This is a genomic window from Streptomyces sp. NPDC056161, from assembly GCF_042268025.1.
Classification (GTDB): Bacteria; Actinomycetota; Actinomycetes; order Streptomycetales; family Streptomycetaceae; genus Streptomyces.
Genome location: NZ_JBHJUV010000032.1, coordinates 65,284 through 78,223 on the forward strand (window position 1 = coordinate 65,284; position 12,940 = coordinate 78,223).

Annotated in this window: 9 protein-coding genes; all 9 read left to right on the plus strand. The window is 73.9% G+C overall.

The features are described 5' to 3' along the window. Positions 1-15 precede the first annotated feature (15 nt). The 9 genes from ACFC09_RS27340 (at position 16) to ACFC09_RS27380 (ending at position 12,935) form a co-directional block, all read left to right on the plus strand. The gene (locus tag ACFC09_RS27340; protein WP_376532978.1) at positions 16-3,015 is read left to right on the plus strand and encodes a DEAD/DEAH box helicase; all 3,000 of its coding nucleotides are present in this window, start codon (positions 16-18) and stop codon (positions 3,013-3,015) included. A gap of 1,004 nt (positions 3,016-4,019) precedes the next feature. Continuing rightward, positions 4,020-5,999, plus strand: a complete 1,980-nt coding sequence (locus ACFC09_RS27345) for an SWIM zinc finger family protein (RefSeq protein WP_376533017.1) — start codon at positions 4,020-4,022, stop codon at positions 5,997-5,999. 547 nt (positions 6,000-6,546) lie between these two features. Beyond that, a complete protein-coding gene (locus ACFC09_RS27350) occupies positions 6,547-7,953 on the plus strand; it encodes a sulfite oxidase (protein WP_376532979.1) in 1,407 nt (468 codons plus the stop codon). Positions 7,954-8,039: 86 nt separating this feature from the next. After that, complete coding sequence (gene pcaC / locus ACFC09_RS27355) at positions 8,040-9,338, plus strand: 4-carboxymuconolactone decarboxylase (protein ID WP_376532980.1); 1,299 nt, start codon at positions 8,040-8,042, stop codon at positions 9,336-9,338. 34 nt (positions 9,339-9,372) lie between these two features. After that, positions 9,373-10,008 carry an MBL fold metallo-hydrolase gene (locus tag ACFC09_RS27360; protein WP_376532981.1) on the plus strand — a complete coding sequence of 212 codons (636 nt, stop codon included), beginning with the start codon at positions 9,373-9,375 and terminating at the stop codon, positions 10,006-10,008. A 43-nt stretch (positions 10,009-10,051) separates the two neighbouring features. Then, the gene (locus ACFC09_RS27365; RefSeq protein ID WP_376532982.1) at positions 10,052-10,831 is read left to right on the plus strand and encodes an exodeoxyribonuclease III; all 780 of its coding nucleotides are present in this window, start codon (positions 10,052-10,054) and stop codon (positions 10,829-10,831) included. Between the two features lie 58 nt (positions 10,832-10,889). Further along, on the plus strand, positions 10,890-11,309 hold the full coding sequence (locus ACFC09_RS27370; protein ID WP_376532983.1) for a DUF6278 family protein: 420 nt from the start codon (positions 10,890-10,892) through the stop codon (positions 11,307-11,309). 123 nt (positions 11,310-11,432) lie between these two features. After that, complete coding sequence (locus ACFC09_RS27375) at positions 11,433-11,969, plus strand: hypothetical protein (RefSeq protein WP_376532984.1); 537 nt, start codon at positions 11,433-11,435, stop codon at positions 11,967-11,969. A gap of 18 nt (positions 11,970-11,987) precedes the next feature. After that, positions 11,988-12,935: a glutamate ABC transporter substrate-binding protein gene (locus ACFC09_RS27380; RefSeq protein WP_376532985.1), complete on the plus strand. Its 948-nt coding sequence runs from the start codon at positions 11,988-11,990 to the stop codon at positions 12,933-12,935. Positions 12,936-12,940: the final 5 nt, after the last annotated feature.

Consider the following 12,940-nt stretch of genomic DNA (forward strand, 5'->3'; position numbering starts at 1 on the left):
GAGGTGGCAGAACGTATGAGCGGCACGGCTACGACGGCCGGGCGCACGGGGCGACCCCGGGAGACCGAGGGCCCGGTCCCGGTGCGCCTCGCCGCGATCTACCTTCCCGCGCCGCTTCCGCGCGACGGCCGGATCGCCTTCTGGGATCCCGACGGCGGTCCCTTGCCGGCCGTCGGCGACGCGGAACCGCCGCTCACCCCGGAGGAGGAGCCACCTCGGCCCGCCCCCGCCGCCACCGGCGCACCACCGCCACCCGCCGCCACCGTCGCACCACCGCCCCCGTCGGCGCGACCGCGGCCGGTCCCGGACCACGAGCGGCCGCCGGGCGTACGCCGCGACGAGCTGACGGTGGTCCGCCCGCACGGCGCGAGCGTGCGCCGCAGGACCGTGCCCGCGCTGTCGCTGCCGCTCGTCACCGCTCTCCCGCTGCTCGTACGGGCCCGGCGGCACCCGGCCGCCCACCCGGCGACTGCCTGCTGGGGCGCGGCGGCCCTGCACGCGCTGCGGCTGGCGGCCCGCGGCCGACTGCTGCCCGGCCTGACCCGAGCCGGACACGACGCGTGGCGGGCCGGCCCCCTGGAGCCCGACGACATCGCCCACCTGCGTGCCGTGGCGGCCGCACTCCCCGCCGAGGGCCACGCCGTACCGCTGTCCGGCCCGGGTCCGCTCAGGCTGCCCGAGCCGGAGGCACTGGTGCGCTCCTTCCTGGACGCGGTCGCGGACACCCTGCCCCGCACCCCGGCCGCCCCGTACACCGTCGGCGGGCCCTTCGCCGCCCGCGCGCCCCACCTCCTGCCCGACGCCCACGACTGGGCCGCGGAGGTCGCCGCGGGCATGGACACGGGCGTACGGATCTCGCTCCGCCTCGACCTGTCGGCGTACGACCTGTTCGACGAGACCGCGGGCGGTGCCGGGGCACGCGCCGCGGGTGTCGCGATCGTCCAGGTGCACAGCCTCGCCGATCCCACCCTGGTGGCCGACGCCGCCGCCCTGTGGGCGGGGGAGGCCGACGCGGCGTTCGGGCCACGCGCGCGCGTGGACGCGGCCCTCGCCGTCCGCCGGGCGGCGCGTGTGTGGCCGCCGCTGGACCGGCTCGCCGAACAGGACGTGCCCGACGTGCTCGCCCTGTCCGAGGCGGAACTGGGCGATCTGCTCGGTGTGGCCGCCACCCGCCTCACCGCGGCCGGAGTCGCCGTGCACTGGCCCAGGGACCTGGCGCACGACCTGTCGGCGACCGCGGTGGTACGCACCGCGCCCGGCTCGGCGACCGACGGCACCGGCTTCTTCGAGAGCGAGGAACTGCACCAGTTCCGCTGGCAGTTGGCCCTCGGCGATGATCCGCTCAGCGAGGCCGAGATGGACGCGCTCGCCGAGGCGCACCGGCCCCTCGTCCGGCTGCGCGACCGCTGGGTGCTCGTCGACCCCGCGCTGGTCCGCAAGGCCCGCAAGCGCGAACTGGGCCTGCTCGACCCCGTCGACGCCCTGTCCGTGGCGCTCACCGGCGTCGCGGAAGTCGACGGCGAGAGCGTCGAAGCGGTGCCGGTCGGTGCGTTGGCCGCACTCCGCGACCGGCTCACGGCCGGGATCCGCCCCGCCCGGCCGCCCGCCGGGCTGCACGCCACCCTCCGCGAGTACCAGCTCCGCGGACTGGCCTGGCTCGACCTGATGACCTCGCTCGGCCTCGGCGGCTGCCTCGCCGACGACATGGGCCTCGGCAAGACGATCACGGTCATCGCACTGCACCTGAAGCGGGCCCGCCAGGAACCCACCCTGGTGGTCTGCCCGGCGTCGCTGCTCGGCAACTGGCAGCGGGAGATCGCCCGGTTCGCGCCCGGCGTCCCGGTCCGCCGCTTCCATGGCCCGGACCGTACCCTCGACGACCTGGCCGACGGCTTCGTCCTCACCACGTACGGCACCCTGCGCTCGACCGCCCCCCACTTGGCCGAGCAGCCGTGGGGCATGGTCGTCGCGGACGAGGCACAGCACGTCAAGAACCCGTACTCGGCCACGGCCAAGGCCCTGCGGACGCTTCCGACCCCGGCGCGTGTCGCCCTCACCGGGACACCGGTCGAGAACAACCTCTCCGAACTGTGGGCGCTGCTCGACTGGACGACCCCCGGACTCCTCGGACCGCTGAAATCCTTCCGTGCCCGGCACGCGCGCGCCGTGGAGAACGGCGAGGACCCGCAAGCGGCGGACCGGCTGGCCCGCCTGGTCCGGCCCTTCCTGCTGCGTCGCAAGAAGTCCGACCCGGGCATCGTCCCGGAACTGCCGCCCAAGACGGAGACGGACCACCCGGTACCGCTCACCCGCGAACAGGCCGCGCTGTACGAGGCGGTGGTGCGCGAGTCGATGCTGGAGATCGAGACGGCGGAGAACATCACCCGCCGGGGCCTGGTCCTCAAGCTGCTCGGCGCGCTCAAGCAGATCTGCGACCATCCCGCGCTGTATCTCAAGGAGCCGCCGCACGGACCCGGCATGGCGGCCCGCTCCGGCAAACTGGCCCTGCTCGACGAGCTGTTGGACACCGTGCTCGCCGAGGACGGCTCGGGCCTCGTCTTCACGCAGTACGTCGGCATGGCCCGGCTGATCACCGCCCATCTGACCGCCCGCGCGGTCCCCGTGGACCTGCTGCACGGCGGCACACCGGTACCGGAGCGCGAACGCATGGTGGACCGCTTCCAGAGCGGGGCGACCCCGGTCCTCGTACTGTCCCTCAAGGCCGCCGGGACGGGCCTGAACCTCACCCGTGCCGGCCATGTCGTCCACTTCGACCGCTGGTGGAACCCGGCCGTCGAGGAACAGGCCACCGACCGCGCCTACCGCATCGGGCAGACCCAGCCGGTGCAGGTCCACCGCCTGGTCACCGAGGGCACGGTGGAGGACCGCATCGCCCGGATGCTGGAGTCCAAGCGCGCGCTGGCCGACGCGATCCTCGGCTCGGGAGAGTCGGCCCTCACGGAGCTGTCGGACCGTGAGCTGTCGGATCTGGTGTCACTGCGGAGGACGTCATGACGGCCCGGGACTCCGGGGAGGCCAGGGCGGAGCGCCCGGCCGACATCGCCCGGCGCGCACTGCGGGCCGCCCGCGAACGGGCGGGCGCCCAACGGGAAGGCACGGCGCCGATCCGTTCGCGGGCGGAGAAACGGGCTCACGACGTGACTTCGGACACGACGGACGAGCGGCTGGGAGGTGAGGTTTCCGGGGCGTCCGGGGACCGGTCGCCTGGTGGGGGTTCGGACAGGTCCGGGGAGCGGGTGCGCGATGCGGTGTCGGGTGCGGCGGAGACGCAACCGCGAGGGGCGGAGCCGGAGGCGCCGGAGCTGCCAGGGGCGCCGGGATCGCCAGGGACGCCGGGGTTGCCCGGGGCGCAACCGCCGGGGAACGGGCCGGAGTCGGCGGAGGAACCGCTGCGGGAGCCGGTGCGGGACGCCGGGGGCGGAATGCCCTGGGATACGGCGCTGAACGCCGTGGGGGGAATGTCGCGGGGTCGGAAGTGGGCCCCTGCTGCGGCGGGATTCCCGCGGAGTACGGAACGGGAAACCGGGGAGGAACTGCCGCGAGGTACGGCTTCGGGTGCTCATGAGGCGCCCTCGGCAGCCGAGGCGGAGGGCGAGGATCCGCCGGTACGGCGAGCGAGGCCCGGCGACGCGGCACGGGCCGCACTACGGTCGGCCGCCATCGCCGGGCGCGCTGGGCGCGGGGCCCGCCGGACGGCCGCGGACTCCGCTGCCCCTGGTCCGGCAGCTCGGCAGGACGGTCCCGACGGGCCGCGGCCCAAGACGGACGACACATCGGCCAACGCATCGGACAACGCATCGGACAACCTGGCCGGGGCCCCCGCCGACCGAGCCGCTCCACAGACCGCGCCACCGGCCGACGGCGTCGTCCCCACCGTTCCCACCGTCCCCACCGTCCCCACCGTCCCCACCACCACTGTCCCGACCGCCCCCACCGACGCCCGCCCTGGGGCTGGCTCCGGCTCCGGCAGCCGACCCGGCGATGTCGCCCGAGAGGCACTGCGCGCGGCCCGCCGGAAGACACAGAGGACCGGCGAGGAACGCCGGTCCGTCATCCCACCGCGCGCCGCCCACCGCGCTCCGGCACCCCGGGGCACCGGGGCGGCAGCATCGGGGACCACTTCCGGCGTCCCATCGGCGGGTGCCGGGTCCGGGGCTGCCCCGGGTGGAGCCGGCCGGGACGTGCGGCAGTTGCTTGCGGAAGCGCTCCGCCGGCCGCCCTCGGCGGTCGCGGCGGCCAGGGCCGAGCCCGTGGCCCAGGCCGAGACCCGCCCCGACAGCCGTACCGACGCCGGTACCGATGCCGATACCGAGTGGGTCACCACCCCTGCCGACCGGGGAGCTTGGCCCTGGCAGCACCGCGCCGCACAGGCCGGCCCGCATCCGGACGCACAGGCCGGCCCGCGTCCGGAGGTTCAGTCCGAGACCAACTCGCATCCGGCGGTACAGCCGGACGTACGGACCGACTTGCGTCCCGCCGCACATGACGGCCGGCGTTCGGACGCCCGGGTCGGCCGGACCCCGCACACACCCGCCGTCCCGCGTCGGGACGCGTCGGGAACCGGCCCGGTCCATGAAGGGCCACCGGCGGACAGCCTCGATTCCGATTCCGATTCCGGCTCCGATTCCGGCTCCGGCTCCGGCTCCGGCTCCGGCTCCAATTCAGGTTCGGGTTCCGGATCTGTTCCGTCGCGTGGGCCCTGGACCATGGGCGCCCCGCACCGGGACGGCGAACTGCGCCGTACTTTTCCGCCGTTTCCCGGTCGGTCGGCCACCGGCGGCGCCGAGAAGCCCTTCGCCGCGACCTGGTGGGGCAACGCCTGGGTGTCCGCCCTGGAACAGGGCGCGCTGGACGCCAAGCGGCTGGCACGCGGACGCGGATACGCCGAGCAGGGGCAGGTGGACGCGATCACCGTCACACCGGGGCTGGTGCTGGCGTACGTACGCGGCAGCCGCCCGCGGCCCTACCTGGTGCAGGTGCGGCTGCGTACGTTCGACGACGCCGACTGGGAGCGGTTCCTGGACGCCGCCGCCGAACGGCCCGGCCGCATCGCCGCGCTGCTCGACCGGCAGCTGCCCGAGTCGCTGGCCGACAGCGGCGCCGCGTTGCTGCCCGGCCCCGGCGACCTGGATCCGCGGTGCAACTGCCCCGACTCCGGCCACCCCTGCAAGCACGCCGCCGCCCTCTGCTACCAGACGGCCCGGCTGCTCGACGCCGACCCCTTCGTCCTGCTCCTGCTGCGCGGCCGGGGCGAGCGCCGGCTCCTCGACGCGCTGTCCCGCCGCAGCGCCACCGCCGAGGCCCGCGCCGCGCAGCACCGGCGACCGGAACCGCTGCCCGGTGTACGGGCCGCCGAGGCACTTGCCGCACGCGAACTCCCGCCGCTTCCAGTCCCGTTGCCCCCGCCCGCGCACCCCGAACAGCCCCCGGTGTACCCGGCGGCACCGGGCGGCCCCGACCCGTTCGCCCTGGACCAGTTGGCGACGGACGCCGCCGCCCGCGCGCACCTGCTGCTGTCCACCGGCCGGGACCCGGTCGGCGAACTGACCCTGTGGCAGGACGCGGTGCGCCTGGCCGCCGCGCGCCCCGGTTCCGGCCTGACCGCCGCCACCCGGGCGCTCTACTCCTCCCTGGCAGCAGCCGCGGACCGCACCCCGGCCGACCTGGCGCGGGCGGTCGCCGCCTGGCGGCAGGGCGGACTCGACGGGCTCGCCGTCCTGGAGGAGCCCTGGGACCCACCGGCGGGCCGCTTCGACCGGGCCCGCCCCCTGCTGCTCGCGGCCGACCTCCCCGCGTTCCGTCCCTGGCGCAACCACCTCACCCACCCCCGGGGGCACGTTCAACTCCGCCTCGGCCGCGACGGCTTGTGGTACGCCTACGAATCGGAACCGGGCCGCGAGGACTGGTGGCCCCGTGGCACTTCGGACCCGGACCCGGTCGGCGCGTTGACCGGTTTGGACTCGCTGGGCGACAGCTGACCGTGCGGAGGCCGGGTGCCGCAGGCGAGGCGGTGGTTCCCGGGTCGGTCGGCGGGCGGCGCCGTTCCGACTTGCTTCCGCCGTCATTCCGCCGGATTCCCTGCCCGCGCTGCCCGTCCCCTCGTACCATGGCCCCATGATCAGCAGCCGACGCCGCCCAGCCGCCCCGCGGTTCCGCGCGTTCGCGTTCCCTCGCTGTTGTTGTTGATCGTCATCGACTGACGGCCTCTCACCACCGGCCCTCCCACTTCCGGCTCGGCCGGCCATTCCGGCCCGCACCGGTCCGCCTCGCGGCACCGGGGCCGGCACCGGGGCCCGGTCACCGCGTCCCCGCAGCTCGTGCCCCGTGCCCCGTGCCCCGCGGCTCGTGACCCCTGGCACATGGCTTCGGCTTCCGGTTCGAGGGCCACCGCCTGCGTACCGCCGTCCGCGCCCCCCATACACACACCGTCCGTCCGCGCACCGTCCGTCCGCGCATCACCCGCCCGCACTCCCGGCACACACCCTCCACCCGCGCACCGCCCCGTCCGAAAGGCAGGCCCGCACGATGCGCACCTCCGAATCCGTCTCCGAATCCGCCCCAGAATCCACCCCAGAATTCGCCCCCGAATCAACCCGATCCACCGCTGCCCACACCGCCGACCGTGCCTCCGGCCGTACCCGCCACTCCACCGGCGAATCCGCCTACGACCGGCTTCGCCTGCGGCAATGGCTGGCCGGTGCGGCCCGCGCGGACGGGGTCTCCCGGCGGGACATGCTCAGGCTCCTGGCGGCAGCCGCCCTCGGAGCCGCCGCCACCCCAGCCTTCGCCACCCCAGCCCTCGGCGCATCCACCCCCGACGTGCCCACCCCCGTCATGCCCGTTCCGGCCGCCGGTGGCATCGTCAAGGCCCTCCCCGACGAGTGGTTCACGGTGCGCGGCACCAACGCCGAGACCAGGTTCGCCTCCCTCTCCGGTACCGGCTACCACACCCCGGTCGACCACTTCTTCGTCCGCAACCACACCGTCACCCCCGTCCTGGACGCCGCCGACTGGACCCTCACCGTCCGGGGCGACGGCCTCGTCCACGACCGGACCGTCGAGTTCTCCCTCGACGACCTCAAACGTCTGCCCGCCGTCACCCGCACCGCATTCGTGGAGTGCGCGGGCAACGGGCGCAGCTTCTTCACCAGTCAGCAGGGCGAGATCGTGTCCGGCACGGCCTGGACGCTCGGCGCGATCGGCACCGCCCGCTGGACCGGCGTCCGGCTGGCCGACGTCCTGCGCCGGGCCGGGCTCGGCGCCCACGCGGTCGACGTCATGCCCCGCGGCCTCGACCCCGACTACGTCACGGCCGACGGCACCGACCTCGGCCGGGTGCGCCGCCCCCTGCCGCTGTCCAAGGCCCTGGACGACGTACTGCTCGCCTACGAGATGAACGGCGAGCCGCTGCCGTACGACCACGGCCACCCGGTACGCGTCGTGGTGCCCTCCTGGGCGGGCATCGCCTCGATCAAGTGGGTCGGCGACATCGAGGTGTCGGCACAGCCGCTCTACTCGCCGTGGAACACCGACTTCTACCGGCTGTTCGGCGACGCCTATCCGCAGGGCGGCAGCGCGCCGCTGACCCGGCAGACGGTCAAGAGCGCCTGGGAACTGGACTGGGGCGCGAGCCTCGACGCCACCGGACACCGGCTCACCGGCCGCTCCTGGTCCGGCGCCGGGGGCGTCGTCCGGGTCGACGTCAGCACCGACGGCGGCACGACCTGGCGGCGGGCCCGGCTGCACGACGCGCCGCGCCGGGCGGGCTGGGTCCGCTGGTCCACCGACTGGCGTCCGCCGGCCCCGGGCGGGTACGTCCTGCTGGCCCGCGCCACCGACGCCGCGGGCCGCACTCAGCCCGACATCACCACGCCGAACACACAGGGTTACCTCTTCGATGCAATAGTTCGCCATCCGGTGAATGTTGCGTGATAATTCTCCGATGATCTTAGGGAACCCGGTGTGGAGAGTGGGGGGCCAGGGACCCGATGGAGGGAACCGGCGGTTAGCGTGGAACGGTGAGTGAGACGACGACCCCTGCCCTCCAGTACCGCTTCGACGGCCCCGAAGATGCTCCGGTCCTCATCCTCGGCCCCTCGCTCGGCACGACTTGGCACATGTGGGATCGCCAGGTCCCCGAACTGACCAGACAGTGGCGTGTCTTCCGGTTCGACCTGCCGGGGCACGGCGGCGCGCCCGCCCATCCGGCCGGCTCCGTCACCGAACTGTCCGACCGGCTGCTCGCCACGCTCGACGCGCTCGGCGTGCAGCGCTTCGGCTACGCGGGCTGTGCGCTGGGCGGTGCGATCGGCATGGAACTGGCCCTGCGCCACCCGGAGCGGGTCGCCTCGCTCGCGCTGGTCGCCACCTCGCCGAGGTTCGGCACGCCCGACGAGTTCCGGCAGCGCGGCGTGATCGTGCGGACGAACGGGCTCGACCCGATCGCCCGCGTCTCGCCCGACCGCTGGTTCACCGGCGGTTTCGCCGCCGCGCAGCCCGCGATCACCGAGTGGGCCGTGCAGATGGTGCGCACCACCGACCCGGGCTGCTACATCGCCGCCTGCGAGGCGCTGGCCACCTTCGACGTACGTCCTGAGCTGGGCCGCGTCGGAGTGCCCACGCTGGTGCTGGTCGGCTCGGACGACCAGGTCACCGGCCCGGCCGAGGCGCGCACCCTGGTCGCCGGGATACCGGACGCCCGGCTCGCGGTGGTTCCCGGCGCCTCCCACCTGGTCCCGGTGGAGCAGCCGGGCGCCGTCACCGACCTGCTGGTGCGGCACTTCTCCAGTGCCTGGCAGCCGGCCTTCGACTCGACGACCGGCCAGATGGCCGCCATCGTGGCGCCCCCCGTCAAGCCGGTCCTGGTCGCCGCCCCGCCGCAGACCGCGCCCATAGCCGAGATAGCCCCGCCCGTCGTACCCGCCCAGCCGGCCGGGCGGCCCGACTCGTACGAGACGGGTCTCAAGGTCCGCCGTGAGGTGCTGGGCGACGCCCATGTCGACCGGGCGCTGGCGCAGTCCGACGACTTCTCCGGGGACTTCCAGGAGTTCATCACCCGGTACGCGTGGGGCGAGATCTGGAACCGGCCCGGACTCGACCGCCGCTCGCGCAGCTGCGTCACGCTCACCGCGCTGGTCGCGGGCGGTCATCTGGAGGAGCTGGCCTTTCACACCAGGGCGGCGCTGCGCAACGGCCTGACCCCAGACGAGATAAAGGAAGTGCTGCTACAGGCGGGCGTGTACTGCGGCGTACCCGCGGCGAACAGCGCGTTCAGGGTGGCCCAGCGGGTCATCCGGGAAGAGACCACGCCGGAGTGAGCGCACGGCACGGGGGAGGGGGAGGATGGGCTGCATGAAGCTCACGAAGAAGTCCCACTCCTGCGTCCGGCTGGAGCAGGACGGGCGGACGCTCGTCCTCGATCCCGGTGGTTTCAGCGAGGCCGACGCCGCTGTCGGCGCGGACGCGATCCTGATCACGCACGAGCACCCGGACCACTTCGACGAGGGACGGCTGCGGGCCGCCATGGAGGCGAACCCGGCGGCCGAGGTCTGGACCCTGAAATCGGTCGCCGACCAGATCGCGGCGGCTTTCCCGGGCCGGGTGCACACGGTCGGCCACGGTGACGCGTTCACCGCCGCGGGCTTCGACGTCCAGGTCCACGGCGAATGGCACGCGGTGATCCACCCGGACATCCCGCGGATCACCAACGTCGGCTACCTGATCGACGGCGGCCGAGTCTTCCACCCCGGTGACGCGCTCACCGTTCCCGACCGCCCCGTCGAGACGCTGATGCTCCCGGTGATGGCTCCCTGGAACAAGATCTCCGAGGTCATCGACTACGTCCGCGAGGTCGGACCGCAGCGCGCCTACGACATCCACGACGCCCTGCTCACGGACCTCGCCCGGCCGATCTACGACCGGCAGATCGGCGCCCTCGGCGGCTCGGACCACCAGCGGCTCGCGGCCGGAGCCAGCGCCGAGGTCTGAGCGCGGGCGGGCGTTGTCAGTGCCGCCGGGTAGGTTGTGAAGCATGCGCATCGCGACCTGGAACGTGAACTCGATCACCGCCCGCCTGCCGAGGCTGCTGGCCTGGCTGGAGAGCAGTGGCACGGACGTGCTGTGCCTCCAGGAGGCCAAGGTCGCCGAGGACCAGTTCCCCCGGGACCAGTTGCGCGAGCTGGGCTACGAGGCGGCGGTCAACGCGACCGGCCGGTGGAACGGCGTGGCGGTGCTCTCCCGCGTCGGCCTGGCGGACGTCGTCAAGGGCCTGCCCGGCGACCCCGGCTACGAGGGCGCGGTGGAGCCCCGGGCGATCTCCGCGACCTGCGGCCCGGTCCGCGTCTGCTCGGTGTACGTGCCCAACGGCCGCGAGGTCGACCACCCGCACTACACCTACAAGCTCCAGTGGTTCGAGGCGCTGCGGGCCGCCGTCGCCGGCGACGCGTCGGGTGGCCGGCCGTTCGCGGTCCTCGGTGACTACAACGTGGCGCCGGCCGACGAGGACGTCTATGACGTGGCCGCCTTCGAGGGACTCACCCACGTCACCCCGGCCGAGCGCGCCGCCCTGGCCGCGCTGCGCGAGACGGGCCTGTCGGACGTCGTCCCCCGCCCCCTCAAGTACGACCGGCCCTACACCTACTGGGACTACCGCCAGCTCGCCTTCCCCAAGAACCGGGGCATGCGCATCGACCTGGTCTACGGCAACGGGCCGTTCACCGAAGCCGTCAAGGACGCGTACGTCGACCGCGAGGAGCGCAAGGGCAAGGGCGCCTCGGACCACGCCCCGGTGGTGGCGGACCTGGACGTCTAGGACGACACCCGCGCCCGCCCTGTGGTGCCCCCGACCCGGTCGGTGCCACGCTGGGCGTATGAACATCCCCTTCCTGGGCAATCGGCACAGAAGAAGCGCTGCCCCGGTGCTGCCCCTCGATCCCGAGGGTCTCGCCGAGTTGCTGTCCGAGTGCGATCTGCTGCGCTCCCAGGCGTTGCGGGAGGAGGTCCGGCTCGACGACTCCGTGGCCTCGCTGGAAGCGCTCGACCAGGTGCTGCCCCGCTGGCGCGACGACCCGGAGGCCCTGCCCTGGCTGGGCAATGACGCGGGGCTGTATCTGGGCACGGTCCTCGTGCGCACCGTGCCCGGCGCGCACTGGGTGATCCGGCCCGGCGGGCAGCCCGTCGTCCGGCTCGCGTCCGGGCGCGAGTTCGATGTCGTCGCGGACGGCCAGGAGTGGGCGGCGAGCGGCGTTCCCGAGCTGTCGCAGCTGTACGCGGAGGTCGCCGAAGCCTGAATGAGGGAGATGAAGCACAGTAAATACGGCTAATGTCCGAAAGTGCGTGTCGTGTATTAAGTCCACCTTTGTCTGGATAGTTTTCGGCAACCACGACACAGCTGAGAGTGAGTAGGGCTGCGTATGGCCGTCGATCCCTTGATCGAGCTGAGTGACGTCAACAGGTACTACGGCGAGCCGCATGTGCTGCGGGACATCGGCCTCACCGTCGGCAAGGGAGAGGTGGTCGTCGTCCTCGGCCCGTCGGGATCCGGGACATCGACGCCGGGCAGGACGGTCGACCGGCTGGACGACGCCCGTTCGGGAACGGCCGGACCCGACGGCCGCCCGCGGCCCGCGACGGACCGGACACCGGCGCGGCCGGGCAGGGAGCGGTCGGGCAGGGGCCGGCAGGGCAGGGCGCGCGGGCACCGGCGGGAGGAGGCCGACCACCGTTCCCCCGAACCCCTTCAGTCCCCTGAACCCCACGCCCGAGCCGCCCGAGCCGCCCGAGCCGCCCGAGCCGCCCGAGCCGCCCGAGCCGCCCGAGCCGGGCGGCCGGTCCGGCCCGGCATCAGGACCGACGGCCGCGTCGCCGAGGACCGCGTCCCGGAGGAGGGCTCCACCAGCCCGGACAGCGGCCAGGCCAGGGACTCCCTGCCCAAGATCCTCACGCACTGAGCCGGGGGAGTGCCACCCATGTTCCGTACCAGACGTGTGCACCTGGGCCGTGTCGCGACGCGACATCCGCACCTCACCCTGGCCCTGGCCGCGCTCGCCGCGCTGCTCGCCGCCGGGTGCGGCAAGGCCGGCAGCCCGCCCGGCAAGGGCCCCGCGGCCTCGGCGCTTCCCCGCTACCAGGTGGCCCGGGGCTTCCGGCTCCCCGACTCCCCGACCTGGACCAGGGCCAAGCAGCGCGGCCACGTCGTCGTCGGGGCCAAGGAGGACCAGCCCTACCTCGGCGAGCGGGACCCGGCGACCGGAACCTACTCCGGCTTCGACATCGAGATCGCCCGCATGATGTCCGCCTCGCTCGGTCTGCCGCCGGAATCGATCGACTTCAGGACCATCGCCTCCGCCAACCGCGAAACCGCCCTGCGGAACGGCCAGATCGACTACTACGTCGGCACCTACACCATCAACGCGGGCCGCAAGAAGCTGGTCGGCTTCGCCGGGCCCTACTTCCTGGCCGGGCAGTCGCTGCTGGTCCGCAGGGGCCAGAAGCACATCCACGGCCCCGAGGACCTGGCGGGCAGACGCGTGTGCTCGGCGGCCGGCTCCACCCCCTACCAGCGCATCCTGGCCGACTATCCGCAAGCGATCCTGGTCTCCTACGACGCCTACTCGGTGTGCGTCGACAACCTGCTCACCTACCAGGTCGACGCCGTCACCACCGACGACGCGATCCTCCTCGGCTACGTGGCCAAGGCCCCCCGCGAACTCAAGCTCGCCGGCGAGCCGTTCTCCGAGGAGCCGTACGGCATCGGCGTACCGCGCGGCGACAACGCCCTGCGCTTCGCACTCAACGACGCGTTGGAGGCACATGAGAGGAACGGCGACTGGAAGAAGGCGTACGAGGCGACGCTCGGCCTGTCCGGCGTGCCGGCGCCCCGCCCACCCGCGATCGACCGCTACCCGGCGAGCTGAGCGAG

Excerpts from the sequence above, each read along its gene's own strand:
- ACFC09_RS27340 (WP_376532978.1), top strand. The coding sequence starts at position 16 with ATGAGCGGCACGGCTACGACGGCCGGGCGCACGGGGCGACCCCGGGAG.
- ACFC09_RS27350 (WP_376532979.1), top strand. The coding sequence starts at position 6,547 with ATGCGCACCTCCGAATCCGTCTCCGAATCCGCCCCAGAATCCACCCCA.
- ACFC09_RS27360 (WP_376532981.1), top strand. The coding sequence starts at position 9,373 with ATGAAGCTCACGAAGAAGTCCCACTCCTGCGTCCGGCTGGAGCAGGAC.
- ACFC09_RS27365 (WP_376532982.1), top strand. The coding sequence starts at position 10,052 with ATGCGCATCGCGACCTGGAACGTGAACTCGATCACCGCCCGCCTGCCG.
- ACFC09_RS27370 (WP_376532983.1), top strand. The coding sequence starts at position 10,890 with ATGAACATCCCCTTCCTGGGCAATCGGCACAGAAGAAGCGCTGCCCCG.
- ACFC09_RS27375 (WP_376532984.1), top strand. The coding sequence starts at position 11,433 with ATGGCCGTCGATCCCTTGATCGAGCTGAGTGACGTCAACAGGTACTAC.
- ACFC09_RS27380 (WP_376532985.1), top strand. The coding sequence starts at position 11,988 with ATGTTCCGTACCAGACGTGTGCACCTGGGCCGTGTCGCGACGCGACAT.